The 15,450-nt window shown below is 37.4% G+C and carries 10 protein-coding genes; 9 read left to right on the top strand and 1 reads right to left on the bottom strand.

Going from position 1 to position 15,450, the window contains the following annotated elements:
• Position 1: 1 nt before the first annotated feature.
• The 9 genes from BFL47_RS16795 to BFL47_RS16755 all read left to right on the top strand — a co-directional run bounded on the left by BFL47_RS16795 (position 2) and on the right by BFL47_RS16755 (position 14,082).
• Positions 2-3,097, top strand: coding sequence for a SusC/RagA family TonB-linked outer membrane protein (locus BFL47_RS16795; RefSeq protein ID WP_245681396.1), 3,096 nt, complete (start codon positions 2-4; stop codon positions 3,095-3,097).
• Between the two features lie 23 nt (positions 3,098-3,120).
• Positions 3,121-4,605 (top strand): RagB/SusD family nutrient uptake outer membrane protein, encoded by a 1,485-nt coding sequence (locus tag BFL47_RS16790; protein WP_069660956.1) that lies wholly within the window; start codon positions 3,121-3,123, stop codon positions 4,603-4,605.
• A 48-nt stretch (positions 4,606-4,653) separates the two neighbouring features.
• Positions 4,654-5,706 carry a glycoside hydrolase family 130 protein gene (locus BFL47_RS16785; RefSeq protein WP_069660955.1) on the top strand — a complete coding sequence of 351 codons (1,053 nt, stop codon included), beginning with the start codon at positions 4,654-4,656 and terminating at the stop codon, positions 5,704-5,706.
• Entirely contained in the window at positions 5,703-6,998 is a 1,296-nt protein-coding gene (locus tag BFL47_RS16780) for an MFS transporter (RefSeq protein ID WP_069660954.1), read from the top strand. Before BFL47_RS16785 ends, BFL47_RS16780 begins: the two co-directional genes overlap by 4 nt.
• A gap of 37 nt (positions 6,999-7,035) precedes the next feature.
• Positions 7,036-8,775 carry a hypothetical protein gene (locus BFL47_RS16775; protein ID WP_069660953.1) on the top strand — a complete coding sequence of 580 codons (1,740 nt, stop codon included), beginning with the start codon at positions 7,036-7,038 and terminating at the stop codon, positions 8,773-8,775.
• Positions 8,776-8,920: 145 nt separating this feature from the next.
• Entirely contained in the window at positions 8,921-11,362 is a 2,442-nt protein-coding gene (locus BFL47_RS16770) for an outer membrane beta-barrel family protein (protein WP_069660952.1), read from the top strand.
• A gap of 162 nt (positions 11,363-11,524) precedes the next feature.
• A complete protein-coding gene (locus BFL47_RS16765) occupies positions 11,525-12,463 on the top strand; it encodes an NAD-dependent epimerase/dehydratase family protein (protein ID WP_069660951.1) in 939 nt (312 codons plus the stop codon).
• Between the two features lie 316 nt (positions 12,464-12,779).
• Positions 12,780-13,439 carry a PP2C family protein-serine/threonine phosphatase gene (locus BFL47_RS16760; RefSeq protein WP_069660950.1) on the top strand — a complete coding sequence of 220 codons (660 nt, stop codon included), beginning with the start codon at positions 12,780-12,782 and terminating at the stop codon, positions 13,437-13,439.
• Positions 13,423-14,082, top strand: coding sequence for a hypothetical protein (locus BFL47_RS16755; protein ID WP_069660949.1), 660 nt, complete (start codon positions 13,423-13,425; stop codon positions 14,080-14,082). The genes BFL47_RS16760 and BFL47_RS16755 overlap by 17 nt, the downstream gene beginning before the upstream one ends.
• On the opposite strand, the gene BFL47_RS16750 is transcribed toward BFL47_RS16755, so the two are convergent.
• Positions 14,064-15,224, bottom strand: coding sequence for a hypothetical protein (locus BFL47_RS16750; protein WP_069660948.1), 1,161 nt, complete (start codon positions 15,222-15,224; stop codon positions 14,064-14,066). The two genes, BFL47_RS16755 and BFL47_RS16750, sit on opposite strands and share 19 nt — an antisense overlap.
• Between the last annotated feature and the right edge of the window lie 226 nt (positions 15,225-15,450).

The following is a 15,450-nucleotide window of genomic DNA, read 5'->3' as shown; positions in this document are numbered from 1 at the left end:
AATGAAGAAATCTAACCAAAATAATCAAATGAAAGCAACAATTAATCATGCATGGCTTATAATGTTAATTATAGCCTTAGCAGACCAAAGTCTCTTTGCCCAGATTAAAATATCTGGAACAGTTCGGGACATAAAGGGTGAGCAATTACCAGGTGTCAATGTAATTCAAAAAAATACTACTAATGGCAATGTTACTGATCTGCAAGGAAGATACACCCTTGTTTTGAGGAATGATGCCCCTCAATCGATCGTGTTTAATTATATTGGCTTTGAAACACAAGATATTCTGGTTAACGGAAAAGTTAGTATTAATGTGATTCTCAAAGAAAAAAGAGAATCATTAAATGAAGTAGTTGTGCTTGGTTATACTTCACAAAAAAGATCAAATATAACAGGAGCTGTAAGTTCCGTACGGATGGCAGAAGTTGAACCCCGGCGAGTGGCTGATGTTGCCCAGGTATTACAGGGACAGGTAGCAGGGGTGCAGATCACACAGTCGACAGGTGCTCCAGGTGAAGGTATTAATATTCGTATTCGCGGTGAAGGTACATTCGGAGATAACAGTCCGCTGTTTATCGTAGATGGTACTCCCACACGGGATATTTCTTTCTTGAATCCATCCGATATGCAATCAGTTACTGTGCTTAAAGATGCATCTGCAGCAGCAATTTATGGAGCCAGAGCATCAGCGGGAGTAATTGTCATCACCACTAAAATGGGAACTACAGGAAAATCGGTGGTAGACATCAACTATTTCAATGGTATTCAGCGAGTAAGCAACCTTCCAACCATGTTAAATAAAACGCAATACATGGATAAAGTGGAGGAAGCATGGAATAACTCTGGGTATCCAGGCACTAATCCTTACACAGGCGATAAAAGCAGAACAGATCTTTCTAATACGAATTGGTTGAATGAATTATTTGAAACCGGACATTCTCAAAACTTGCAACTCAGTGCAAATGGAGGAAGCGAAAAAATAAAATATCTATTATCTGGTGCATATTATAGCCAAGATGGGATTGTAGTCTATAAGAATGATCAGTATCAGCGCTTGAATTTCAGATCCAATGTTGTCGCTAACCTGAATGATCGTTTAACAGTTGGTTCAAACGTGCAGTTTACTTACGGAAAGCAGGATAAACTTTCTTCTAAAGGCGATGATCCCGGTATTATTCGTCATGCCTTCATCCGGCCTCCAGTTCTTTCCGTATTCAAAAGTGTAGATGACCCTACCTATTCAACTGCTAATCCTTTTACAGATCTCCCTTTTTATAAAGGAGATGGTACTTACGAAAGTAATAAATATGAATTTAGCAGCAATCCTATTGCTCTGGCTTATTTTACTAATGATAAAAGATCTAATTTCAAAACCTTTGGAAATATTTATGGAGAATACGCATTACTAAAAAATAAAGACTTAAAATTCAGGACTAATGTTGGTGTTGATTTAAATTTTAGTCACAATAAAGCCTTTAATCAGAATTTTGGAGATGATGATGGCGGGGGAGCTACTGAAGATAAAGGATTAGGACGAAAAAACCGCCCCAACTCATTAAATGAAGATCGAGGACAGGAAAGTACCATTACTTGGAACAACACTTTAAATTACAACAAATCAATTCAAAAACATGTGTTTAGTGCATTGGTAGGTAGTGAATACATTACCAACCATTCATCTTCAATCGGAGGAACAAGAAACCGGTTTGAATATACTCAGCAAGAATTTCAATATCTTGATTATGGGAACTCCTTAACCAATGTATGGAGTTCAGGCTCTGGATCTGAATGGACCTTATTCTCTCTGTTTGGATCTGCAAATTACGCTTACGATTCTAAGTATTTCATCACAGGAAACATAAGAGGAGATGCGTCTTCCCGTTTTGGACCAAACAATCAATGGGGCTATTTCCCTTCTGTATCAATAGGATGGAAAGTTTCAGGAGAAAATTTTATGAAATCGGTAAACTGGATATCTGACCTTAAGTTGAGAGCAAGTACCGGAAAATTGGGAAATCAAGAAATTGGTAATTATACCTATTTAACCCTGTTCACAAAAACCGGAGAAGAAGTCAAACTACTGAGATATGGTAATCCTGATCTGAAATGGGAAAGTACCACTCAAAATAACATAGGTCTTGATTTAGGGATGCTAAAGAATAAAGTCTATTTTACTGTTGATTACTTTAAAAAGAAGACTACGGGGATTTTGTTACCACTATCTCTTCCCCGAATCGTTGGCGATGTAGAGGCAACCATTGTAAATGCCGGAGAAGTAAGCAATTCAGGGATTGAAGTAGATTTAAGCTACCGTAATAGTGATAGGGCTTTTAAATACAGCGTCAGCGGTAATATAGGTACATTAACAAACCGCGTCGATAAGTTGCATCCTAATTTGCCAAATATTATAGGCCAGGTTACTAAAACTGAAGTTGGTCATCCCCTTAATTCCTTGTATGGTTTTAAAATGGATGGTATTTATCAAAATCAAGCAGAAATTGATAATTACCTTTTTGGAACTTTAAATCCTTCGGAATTACCTGGAGATATTAAATTTAAAGATTTTAATGGGGATGGAATTATTAATGATCAGGATAGAGCTTATATAGGAAACCCTAATCCTAAATTCTCTTACGGTATAAACTTGTCTGCAAGTTATAAAGGATTCGATTTTTCAGCTTTACTTCAAGGTGTAGGAGGAGTAGATAAATACAATGACCTAAAGAAGATTATAGATTATGATTCTCGTCCATTCAATCACTCCATACGGGTATTGGATAGCTGGCATGGGGAAGGAACAAGTAATACAATACCACGTTCCACTTTCAATGACAATGGAAGCAGTAAAACATCCAGTATTTTCGTTGAGGATGCTTCTTACATGCGGTTAAAGAATATTGAACTTGGTTATTCATTCAGGTCCTTACTTGCTAAATCTAAAATGAATCTTCAAAATATTCGCTTATATGTATCAGGACAGAACCTGTTTACAGTTACCAACTACACAGGTTTAGATCCAGAGTCGACCGATATTTTGGATAAGGGTACTTACCCGCAGTCAAGAGCAATTCTGTTTGGTGTAAATGTTAAGTTTTAACTCAATCAATTAAAATTACAAATATGAAAGTCATTTATATAATAGCAATTGTGGCAATTGTAGCTGTTGCCGGTTGTAAAAAGGAATTAAATAAAGAACCTATTGGGTTAATAACATCCAATCAAGATGAAACAGACCCTAAGTTGGGTACCGTAGTATCCTCAGTGACATCATCCTATAAAATGTTGGCAAGTACCCTTAATATTATTGGACAATGGGGATGGGACGACGGGACAGTTCTTCGGAATGATTTTATTTTGCAGGATATCGCATCAGGGGATATGCAAAAGAAATGGAACCCAGACGGAGATCAAGCCTGGATGGATGAATTTTCAAAATTTAACTTTACAGCATCTAACGGCGGCTTTAACGGTGTGTGGAGTTACGATTTTGAAGGAGTTTCCCGATGTAATAGAGCCATTGCGTATTTAACAGATGCAACTGTTATAGCGAAAGTAGGAATAGATGAAGCTTCGAAAAACAAGCTCTTGGCGCAAAGTTATTTTTTAAGAGCATTTTATTATTTTGATCTCGTAAATAGCTTTGGAGATGTTCCCTTAATAACCAAGCCACTTAAAAATTTCGCAGAAGCCTATGACGTAGCCACCCGTGTTCCCCAAGCTCAGATTTGGGAGCAGATAAGTGCAGATCTAGCTTTAGCTAAACCATTATTGCCTTCTTCAAAGTATAGCGATAACACAGAAAAATGGCGGGTATCTAAGGGTGCAGTAATTGCTTTACAGGCAAAAGTGGCACTTTATAATAAAAAATGGCAGGAAGTGATTGCAGATATCAACGAACTTGAAGCATTAGGCTTCTATAGCCTAAATACAAATTACTTCGATAATTTTAGTGTGGCAAAAGAGTTTAATGATAACGAGGTGATTTTTGCTTACGATCATCAATCCGCAAAAACACCTGCTATGGGAAACGGGCTTTGTGCCCTTGCAGGCTGGGGTTTTATTGCACCAACAACCAATTTTATTGTTTCATTTGAAGCTAACGATCCAAGATTAGGATACACTGTAGACGTTCAGACACAGAATGCATACAAGATATTTGGTGAATTAAATAGCAGCAATAAAGGCAATGAAGATTCTCCAAGTAATAAAATATTTATCCGTTGGGCAGACGTGATTTTATGGAAAGCTGAAGCGTTACTTGAAACTGGAGATTATCCTGCCGCTATAACAATAATTAATAGCATAAGGACTCGGGCAAGAAACACTGTAACTGCAGATGGAACCATAACTCCAGCCGGTACACTTCCAAACAGGAATGTTTCCTCAACTGACAAAACTCAAATCAAAGATTGGTTAGTTAAGGAAAGGAGAGCAGAATTAGGTTTTGAATCTCAAAGGTTTAATGACTTGAAGAGATGGGGATTAGCAAAAGATTTTTTAAAGTCTTTGGGTATAAATTTCCAGGACCGCAACTATATATATCCTATTCCTCAGGGTGAGATTGATAAATCCGGGGGAACCATAGCACAAAATCCAAACTATTAAACTTAACTATTGAATTATTTGCAGTTCAATAAATTTATCTCCAAGATAATGACAGATATTGCTAAACGATTTTCTCAAAATCCACTTATATCACCTAAAGATTTGGTTCCAAGCAGACCCGGATTGGAAATCACTTGTTTATTGAATCCAGGCGTATTTACTTTCCAGGATAAAACCTGGCTACTTGTTCGTGTGGCAGAGCGACCACACCAGCAAGAAGGCATAATTTCCTTTCCAGTGCTCCAGGAGAAGGGGATAGAAATTATAGAGATCGCAGCAAATGATCCTGACCTGAACAAAGATGATCCCAGGGTTATCAAATATAAAGGGGTTGATTTTTTAACCACATTGTCTCATCTACGCCTGTTATGCAGTGATGATGGCATCAGCTTTTATGAACCCGAAGGCTATCCCATTTTACAGGGGGAGACAGATCAGGAAGCCTTTGGGGTAGAAGATTGCCGGGTGATCAACCTGGAAGGTACCTATTACCTAACCTACACCGCAGTTTCCGGACAAGGAGTAGGTGTAGGTTTACGTAAAACCCAGGATTGGAAGACCTTTACATCAGAAGGCATGATCCTTCCTCCACATAATAAGGACTGCGCTATTTTTGAGGAAAAGATAAATGGCAATTTTTATGCACTGCATCGGCCCAGCAGTGTAGACATTGGCGGCAATTATATCTGGATTGCCGAATCGCCTGATGGAATCCATTGGGGAAAACACAAGTGTATCATCCGTACAAGGAAAGATAGCTGGGACAGCGCAAGAGTGGGAGCAGGAGCTGCACCAATTAAAACGCCTCAGGGATGGCTCGAAATTTACCATGGAGCAAATAGCAGTCACCAATATTGTTTAGGCGCTTTTTTACTCGATCTGAATGATCCCTCCATTGTATTGGCAAGAACAGAAGACCCAATTATGGTGCCTACCGAAACTTATGAGTTAAGCGGCTTTTTCGGGTACGTCGTGTTCAGCAACGGACATGTGGTGCAAGGTGACGAATTAACCATTTATTATGGTGCTGCGGATGAACATGTTTGCGGAGCTAAATTTTCTATAACCGAAATATTAACCGCCTTAACTTATGCGTCATGATGAATAAATTAAATTCTGAATTAGCACATTTCAAGGCACAATCGCATAACTTTAAAATCCTCACTTTAACCAACTTAATATACAGTATTGTCTTGCCTGTGATCGATATTTTCGTAGCCGCCTATGTCATGCGAAGTTCTAATGATCCGGTCAAAGTGGTGGTCTACCAGCTCACCATATATACAGGAATTCCTTTGACCTTTTTAATCAATGGCTGGCTGCTCAATCACTTTCCAATTAAGGTGCTTTACTCCTTAGGAATGGTGTTGAGTGGAATCTCAATGATGATTATGATGTCATTAAAGACGCTGGATATTACAGGGATAGGTGTCGCCGGTATCGTAATGGGCATGTCTTTCGGTTTCTACTGGGCCAATAGGGATTTCCTTGCTTTAGCCACCACTAACGATAGCAACCGAAATTATTATTATGGATTGGAAACCTTCTTCTATACCATAATAGCAGTAATTATACCTGTTCTGATTGGTTGGTTCATTGAACTTTGGGCAGGATCAGGTGATGCGAAACTAGCCTATATCATGGTTACAGGAATTGTATTTGTGGTCACTATAGGCGCTTCGGTGATGTGTTTTAAAGGCGAGTTTATCAATCCCACGAATAAAAAGTTTATCTATTTCAAATTTCACCCCTATTGGTACAGGCTAATGTTCCTGGCGGTATTAAAAGGATTGGTACAGGGGTTTCTGGTTACGGCTCCAGCTATGCTGATCATGTTGCTGCTCGGGAAAGAAGGGGCATTAGGAACAGCGCAATCCGTAGGGGCTGTTTTTGCTGCTGTACTGATGTACATTATTGGTCGCAATACCACACCGGAGCATCGGATCTATGTATTTGGTACTGGTTTAGTTTTATTTACGATTGCCGCATTGATTAATGGCATCTTATTTAACGCAACAGGGGTGATTTTATTTATGCTCTTTCTTCTGTTAGCCAAGCCCTTATTGGATCTTGCTTATTTTCCTATCCAGTTCAGTGTCATTGACATCCTCACAAAAAAAGAAAAAAGGAGTGAGTTTGCTTATATCCTGAATCATGAAGCAGGCTTATATGTAGGCCGCCTAACCGGGGCAGGAACATTCCTTATACTAGCCTATTATTTTTCGAATGAAATTGCTTTACGGTATGCCATTATAATTGTTGCGGTGCTTCAGTTAAGTTCTTTTTGGGTGGCTAAAGGAATTATTAAAAACGGAAAAATAATGAATGAGGAACTGGAATTGGAAAATAGTAGCTTAGCTAAAACCATCACACCTAATCATTCTATTCTTTAAACGAATCTACTTTTGAATCAGCATAATTTAAACCAATATGATTAAACTTAAACGGAGTACCGGACTCACCATTATATCGCTCTTTATTTCTTTTTTCTCTTTTGCGCAGGTACAACAAATTCGGGTCAGCCGAGTGGATAGCATGGCAAACAAGCCACAGCCACTCCAGATCATTGATTGGAAAGATATGGCGCTAAATTTTGACCGCACTATTTATGATTTTAATGCCACAGGAAAATATTGGCCAATGGTGTGGATGGATAGCACGGGCAAGAATTTTGGTCAACCCATAATGGGTATGTATACCGCGGTAGGTGATGTGCGACAAGGTAAACTGCATAATAAAGGGATGTTTCATGAAGCATTGGCCAATATGGGTTCTGTGTTGGGTGCAACTCTTGTAGGACTGGATAAAAGCAAACAGAACGGGCTGAATTATGTCGGCATGCTCAAGAATTATTTTAATAAGGATACTGGCTGGGATATCATGATGAACAACACCGCACCCGAAGTCGCCTTACTTGGTGGGGGTTATGGTCGCGATTGGTGGTACGATGTATACCCTAATCTATTGTTTTATGCCATTTATGATCAGTATCCCCATGAGCCTGATTTTGACTTCATAGGCAAAAGTATTGCGGAAAAATTTTTTAAAGCAGATTCTATCCTGAATGGAAATTACAATTATTCCTACTTCGATTATGGGCAAATGAAACCTTTTAGAACACAGATCTGTGCACAACCAGATGCTGCTGCCGGACATGCTTATGTATTATATGCAGCGCATAAGAAGTATGGCGATCTGCGTTACCTTAAAGGCGCAATTAGTGCGATGAAGGCACTTGAAAGTCAGCAGATTAATCCTACCTATGAATTGCTGATGCCTTTTGGCGCATATATGGCTGCCCGGATGAATGCCGAGCAGGGAACCAATTTTGATGTGCAGAAAATGCTAAACTGGACATTTGACGGTACTGCTGTTTGTCGGGAAGGCTGGGGTTTCCTCGTTGGCAATTGGAATGGTATAGATATCTCCGGAACCGTTGGGAGCACAGTTGATCATGGAGGGTATGCTTTTTTGATGAATACTTTTGATGCCGCATGGCCATTGGTGCCTTTAGTGAGGTACCAACAGGGATATGCGCATGCCATCGGTAAATGGATGTTGAATGCTGTAAATGCCTCCCGTTTATTTTATCCTCAATATATGCCCAAGGATCATCAAACGATTCCAGAGCATGCTTCTGTAACCAAAGGAGTGATCGCGTATGAAGGTTTTGCCAAGAGCTCAACTTTTGATTCTTTATATCAGTCATTGAAAGCGCCTGTTGCTCAAGGGGATGGCCCTAAGTGGGTGCCCGGACAGAATCCCGAAGTTTCACAGTTTAGTGTTTATGGAAGTGCACACGCCGGGATCTTTGGCAGTATGGTGAAAAATACGGAAGTGAATGGAATTTTGAGGTTGGATCTTCTTGCTACTGATTTTTACCGACAGGAAGCTTATCCCACTTTCTTGTATTATAACCCTTATCGCACAGCTAAAAGTATCTTTTTCAAGATACCTGCCGGTAAAGTAAAAAAGGGAAGAACAGACATTTATGATTTAGTCTCCCAAAAGTTTATCGTCCGCAATTTAGCTTCGGGATCTAAGGTTAAAATTCCTGCATTAGAATCTGTTGTACTGGTTTGTGTCCCTACCGGTGCCGTTAAAATTGTTCAGGATAATAAACTATTGTTTGGAGGTGTAGTCGTGGATTATAATTACGGAAAGAATTGAAGTTTCAATACGTGCGATGCGGCAGGAATTTATTTTTTACCGACCGAAAACCACCATTTACCGAAAATTCCTATACGTACACCTAATAGCACTTGTTTGAATATCCACAGTCATATATTTTTGGGTCAACATCGAATCAGAAATTATGAATGCAATAAAAAATTTAGCCTTAATCCTTCTTGTAACAGTAACAGGCACGCTTAAGGCACAAAGCAAAAATCCACAAAATCAAATAGATGGCAGCATCAAAGATGAAAACCAACGCCCACTGGATTATGCAACTGTATCTTTAATCCGTGCCCAGGATTCCGCTGTATTCCTTACGGCATTAACCGACGAACAGGGCCAGTTTGCTTTTAAAAGTGTCCCTGAGTCTAGCTACAAATTAGTCGTTACACAAATCGGTCATCAAAAACATACCAGTGCGTCGATCAAAATTGACAAACAACAATCCGTAGTTCATTTAGAACCTGTTATACTAAAAACGGATAGTAAACAATTAAAAGAAGTAACCGTCACTGTTCAAAAGCCTCTTATTGAACGTCGTGGCGACAAATTAATCATCAATGTAGAAAATAGCAGTGTATCTGCAGGATCAACAGCGCTCGAAGTTTTACAAAAAGCACCAGGTATTACACTTGATAAAGACGATAACGTTAACTTAAAAGGCAAAGGAGGCGTATTAATTATGATAGATGGAAAGCCAACTTATCTCAGCAGTGCTGATTTGGCGTCTATGCTCCGCAATATGCAAAGCAATGAAATTGAAGCTATTGAAATTATCAGCAATCCATCCGCACGTTATGAAGCAGAAGGAAAATCAGGGATTATCAATATCCGCTTAAAAAAGAATAAAAATTATGGTACAAATGGAACCCTGACAGCAGGAGGAGGATATAGTACTAAGCGAAAAGCGAATGCAGGAATCTCGTTGAACAACAGGAACAAAAAATTAAATCTATTTGGAAATTACAATTACAACAATAATAAAGGAGAACAAGTATTAGATATTGACCGTGTGAATTCGGGCGCTGAAGTTCAGACTCTCTTTAGTCAGAAAGGGAATAGCGACCGTTACTGGTATAACAATAACTTTAAGGCTGGAGCGGATTTCTTTATCAACAAAAACAATACGATTGGCGCAATGGTAAACGGATATTTCAATGAGTGGAATGATGACTTTAACAATGCCACACAAATCAGATCCATGCAGGGAACTCTTGATTCCACTGTACTCTCAAAGAATGTAACCCGTTCCAATTATCGTAACCTAAGTTATAATCTGAACTTTAAGTCAGTTCTGGACACCTCTGGAAAGGAGTTAAGCGTGGATCTCGATTATGCCGATAATTATGGAAATGACAAAACCATGTACGATAATAGCTACACCTATACCGCTTTAAATCAGACAGTAAATGAATTAATAAAAAACCGTACACCATCTAATATTGATATCTATTCAGCAAAATTAGATTATACTCATCCGTTTTCTAAAAGTATCAAAATGGAAACTGGTTTTAAAGTAAGCTGGGTGAAGACAGATAACGACTTCCAATTCAATCGTTTTGAAAACGACCAGTGGGACAATGACCCATTAAGAAGCAACCGCTTTATTTATGACGAAAACGTAAATGCAGGTTATATCAACCTGAGAAAAGAATATAAGAATACAAATATTCAGGTTGGGTTGCGTGTAGAGCAAACCAACTCTAAAGGCAATCTGGTTACTACAGGCCAAGTTGTTAAAAGAGATTACCTGGACTTTTTCCCAAGTGCTGCGCTAAATCATAATTTCAACGAAAATAATTCTGTAGGATTGACCTATAGCAGGCGGATTACCCGTCCCAGTTATAATGCACTGAACCCTTTCGAAAATTACCTTGACCGATACACTTACAGCCAGGGAAATCCGTTTCTTAAACCGGAATATACCAATACGTATGAGTTGTCATACACACTTTTAAAAAAATACACAGCTTCTATTGGGTATACCAAAACCACTGATGTAATTACGCAAGTTATACTTCCTGACCCTGAAAGAAGCGCATTATTTCAGACGGATAGGAACCTGGCTGAGCAGCTTTCTTACTCATTCAACCTGAGCATCCCTTTTACTTTTGCAAAATGGTGGAATAGCAATACGAACTTCACTGCCTTTAACAACCAGTTTAAATCGCCTGATTTGAATGGACAGGTGTTGGATAATAATCAATCTGCATTCCAGGTATATCACAGTGAGACCTTTACAATCAATAATACCATGTCGTTTGAAGCAAGTGGAAATTATCAATCTGAAATCATCTGGGGTACGCTTAAGATTCAACCGCAATATGCGATGGATTTAGGCATAAACAAGTCTTTTTACAAAAAGAAGATCAATGTGAAAGTCGCTGTAAACGATGTATTCAATACCCGGAATGGTAAAATCAGCAGTGCCTTCCCAGGGTTGGATTATAAGTTATATCAAAAGAATGATACGCGTACAGCCCGCTTAACGTTATCCTATAAATTCGGGAATAATGAACTGAAGCCAAGTCGTAAACGCGAAACCGGACTAGATTCAGAAGCAGGAAGAGTTAAAAATTAAGAAGTCTGACTTAACACTTCCAGGTAAATAATATTTAGTTTTTGTAAGAAATAATCAATCCATATGTCATTTGGGTATTGAAGAAGAGAATTAATAGAATCTTCAACATTTATTAACACAGTTCTGTATTAACTTTAAATAACAATTAAAATTTAATTAAATATGGCCTTACACACTATTCTGGGAGCAAATGGTACAATTGCCAATGCGCTAATCCCTATTTTGCAAGCAAATCAGGAAAATATAAGATTGGTATCCCGTACCCCTAAACCGGTTGCCGGTGCAGAAGTTAGGGCTGCCGACGTATTAAATTACGATCAGGTTTTACATGCATTGGAAGGCTCAACAATCGTATACCTGCTGATAGGCGTCACCTATAATGCAAAGATCTGGCAGCAAGAGTGGCCAATTATTATGGATAATGTGATCAGGGCATGTAAGGCAACGGGTGCTAAACTTATCTTTTTTGACAATGTTTATATGTACGGCAAGGTGGATGGCGTAATGACAGAAGAAACGCCCTATAAGCCAAGCAGCAAAAAAGGAAAGGTAAGGGCTGAAATTGCTTCTATGTTGCTTAAAGAAATGAAGGCTGGCACTATTAAAGCAGCTATCGCTCGTGCAGTAGACTTTTATGGGCCAGGTGTAACAGATAAAAGTGCAGCAAGTATCTTAGTGTTTACCAACATGGAAAAGGGTAAGAAGGCGCAATGGTTTATCAATGCGGACTTACCACGTGCTTATACTTATGTCCCTGATTGCGCACAGGCCGTATATATTTTAGCAACACATGAAGAGGCAATTGGTGAGGTATGGCATTTACCATCTATCAATCCCCCATTAACTGGCCGGCAGTTTGTTGCCTTAGCTGCTAAGTATATGAATGCATCAGATAAGGTTCAGGTTTTGCCTAAGTTTGTGTTGAAAATATTAGGCTGGTTTATGCCCTTTATGAAGGAACTGTATGAAATGAATTATCAGGATGAGTTTCCTTTCCGGTTTGATTCATCCAAGTTTGAGAAGGCTTTTGATGTTAAACCTACTTCTTATGAAGAGGGGGTTAAAGCTACTGCGGAATGGTTTAATGAAAATAAGGTGTAGGGATTTGTTTGATTACTTACTATTTAACTAGGGAGAATGAAGGAATATTTAAGGGATTGACACTAACCTGAATGCTATTCTTAGCAGAATTAAAGTGGTATGTTTCCAACAAAAGTCCGACTTAAAGTAGTGTAGGTTGGACTTATGTGGGAATCATATTGCATTCATATTGGAATTTTTAATAATTAGGTTACTGTTAGACTAGATGCCGCGTACGAAAAATATGTTACCAAAAGACAGCTGCTAAATTGCTTAATCTTTATAAGATATTGTTAAATTAGTAAACATTGTTCATCTCGGTTGTTAATCATTAATTATGCTCAAGTATTTAACAAATTCCAAAAAAGGTTTGAGACGTGACCGAAATCAAGATCGTGTTTTGATTGCAGAACAACCTGGTTATTACTTGTTTTTAATTTTTGACGGGGTGAGTTCACATCCACGTAGTTATGCTTTTATAAATCAATATAAAAAGATATTAAGATCAAAGTTAAGTGGAGTATTATCCGATGGGAATAATTTGGAAGAGCTGTTGTTCGAGTCCCATAAAGAGGTGTTAGCATCTGGTTGCTATGGGATGAGTACTGTTTCAGGTCTTTTTTATAGCAAAATAGAGGGTTTAGCCAAATTTGTAAACATTGGAGATTCAAGGGTTTATATATTTTCTAATCAATTTATCGAAAAAATAACCAGTGATGATTCAATGGAGAATAGACCAAATATTCTTACAAAATGTCTGGGAAGTTCCGAATTGTCTTTAGAGGATTTTAAACTCAAAGAGGTTAATACAGATTATAACTTTCTAATATGTACAGATGGGTTTTATAGTTTAATGAGTAGTAACCTAAAAGAGTATTTTAGTACCTACAATTTTAAAAAATTAAAAAATATAGAAAAGAAATTGTCATATTTACAACGCCGTAAAAATAATGATGACTCCTCATACATCTTGATTAAACATGAAATTCCAAGCTGAAAGTGACCTTGTTGAAGCGTTGAAGGAATATCTTATAGCAACATATAGGAGATCACATATTAAAATATTTCAAGAAGTATCTCTAGGGTACGGAATAGCAGATATAGTAGTTAGTGAACTTAAAAGCCAATCTTCAAAGGATATCTGTCTTGATAATCTCTTAAATATTAGTGATATAAATATTTATACGGTGGTAAAGAGCACTCCTGAAGTAAGTCTTGAGGGCTTAATTGATATTACTCGCTGTTCAAAGGTGTCAATTGTACAATCAGTAAAAAAGCTTCTTTCACGTGAATATCTAATTGAGATAGACGACACTTACCAAGTTATTGATCATTATAATCTAAACTTTGTAAGCAATTTTGCTGTCGAAGCAAAGTTAAAAGATTGGAGAAGGGCTTTGAAGCAAGCATATAGATATAAATGGTTTGCAGAGTATTCATTTGTAGTATTGGACGCATACTATTCTAAACCTGCACTAAAAAATCTTAATTTATTTGAAAAGTATAATGTTGGTCTTGCTTCTGTTAGTGTCGATGGTAAACTACAGCGGCATTTTAATCCAAAGAGAGAAGTTCCAATTGATTTAAAAATGCAAATGCTTTTTTCAGAGAAGGTTAAAAGTTATGAACTAGCCAAATAGCTTTTCCATACGTTTAAATGATAATTACAGCTTTCGTCATTAAGATAAATATGGCTTGCTTCAAGTGAATTATACGTTTGAATTGCACTATTAATAAGTGTTAATGCATAATTCTTCCTTTCATTCAAATTGCTAATGGCGGCAATTTCATTCAAAAGTCGATAAATAGCTAATAAATAGTTCTTGTTAACATCGGGTTTATGGATATTCCAAGCATACCCTGGGTCCAGTATTAGGTCTGAAAATATATTTTTTTCGTTTCTAATTAAATTTAGTTGCCCCATATCTCGTATAATTGTTAAATCATTAGCCTTAACCATATTTAATAGTTTTTCTGAAAAGTAAAATCCTTTAGAACCTCCTCCACTTTGATCTTCTGTAAATCTTGCTATATCGAATTTCCGTAAATTCTCATAAGTGCCAATCGTGACATAATCAATATCTGTTTGTGCTAACATAATTATGGCATCCCAGTTTGCATAGGCATATATTGTTTCAAATTCTTGCTGTTTAAGTGTTTTAAATACTTTTGAAAGGTTTCTTAGGATCTTTATGTCGGTTGTTAATTTCTTTTTAGCTTCAGGCTTATTTTCACAGGTTATAAAAAACCCATCAAAGTGTATATCCATGTCAGTACAACAAAATAGAATTTCTTCAACTTTCGATCGATCAATAATTACATGGTGAGCAAATGCTAAGGTCATGAAATACTTATGTCCTTCTACTCGAGATTTTATAATGTATTGATTAATGCTTTTAATTGTGCTGACGATGTCACTAACTTCTTCATTTTCATAAAAATGCGGTATGATAATGTTTTTAAAACCCTTTTCTATTTGGAATTTGATAGATCTTTTTAAACAAGTATCAAAATAAACATTAGTTACTTCACTGTCAGTGCAATTCGCTGGGTGAAATGGGAACTCCGAAAGCTTACCTTTGGAAATGTCACCACTTGATTTTTTGCCATAAAATTGCAAATCAATCATGGATTCACTTAAGATGCCTTTTATGGTCTTTTTTTTATCATAGTCTATACCATGTGTAAAAGCTGTGATAAGAAAATAGTCTCCTATATCATGGTTTAAATAACTATCAACATTCCAATTTGAATTATGCCCAAGTACATGTGTAACTTTCATTTTTTAGTTAAATTTAAAAAGGTTTCTATTTTTCTGGGCCTAGCGGATGGGCTAATATGAAAATTTGCAATGCAGAATGTATTAATTGCTAAACTGCCAGAATCAACAGGTAACAGTGGCTTTGAGAATGTATTTGAAATTTCTTCTTTTGTCGCTCCGAAAGGTAAATGTCCAGTATATAATTTATACGCTAGTATGTATCCGTCCTATGAACTACATATTTGAT

Source organism: Arcticibacter eurypsychrophilus, from assembly GCF_001730525.1.
GTDB classification, from domain to species: domain Bacteria; phylum Bacteroidota; class Bacteroidia; order Sphingobacteriales; family Sphingobacteriaceae; genus Arcticibacter; species Arcticibacter eurypsychrophilus.
This window is presented reverse-complemented; position numbering and strand designations above follow the sequence as displayed.

Bases quoted from the DNA above. Each gene is read 5' to 3' on its own strand.
- BFL47_RS16795 (WP_245681396.1), top strand. From the start codon at position 2: ATGAAGAAATCTAACCAAAATAATCAAATGAAAGCAACAATTAATCAT.
- BFL47_RS16790 (WP_069660956.1), top strand. From the start codon at position 3,121: ATGAAAGTCATTTATATAATAGCAATTGTGGCAATTGTAGCTGTTGCC.
- BFL47_RS16785 (WP_069660955.1), top strand. From the start codon at position 4,654: ATGACAGATATTGCTAAACGATTTTCTCAAAATCCACTTATATCACCT.
- BFL47_RS16755 (WP_069660949.1), top strand. From the start codon at position 13,423: ATGAAATTCCAAGCTGAAAGTGACCTTGTTGAAGCGTTGAAGGAATAT.
- BFL47_RS16770 (WP_069660952.1), top strand. From the start codon at position 8,921: ATGAATGCAATAAAAAATTTAGCCTTAATCCTTCTTGTAACAGTAACA.
- BFL47_RS16780 (WP_069660954.1), top strand. From the start codon at position 5,703: ATGATGAATAAATTAAATTCTGAATTAGCACATTTCAAGGCACAATCG.
- BFL47_RS16760 (WP_069660950.1), top strand. From the start codon at position 12,780: ATGCTCAAGTATTTAACAAATTCCAAAAAAGGTTTGAGACGTGACCGA.
- BFL47_RS16775 (WP_069660953.1), top strand. From the start codon at position 7,036: ATGATTAAACTTAAACGGAGTACCGGACTCACCATTATATCGCTCTTT.
- BFL47_RS16750 (WP_069660948.1), bottom strand. From the start codon at position 15,224: ATGAAAGTTACACATGTACTTGGGCATAATTCAAATTGGAATGTTGAT.
- BFL47_RS16765 (WP_069660951.1), top strand. From the start codon at position 11,525: ATGGCCTTACACACTATTCTGGGAGCAAATGGTACAATTGCCAATGCG.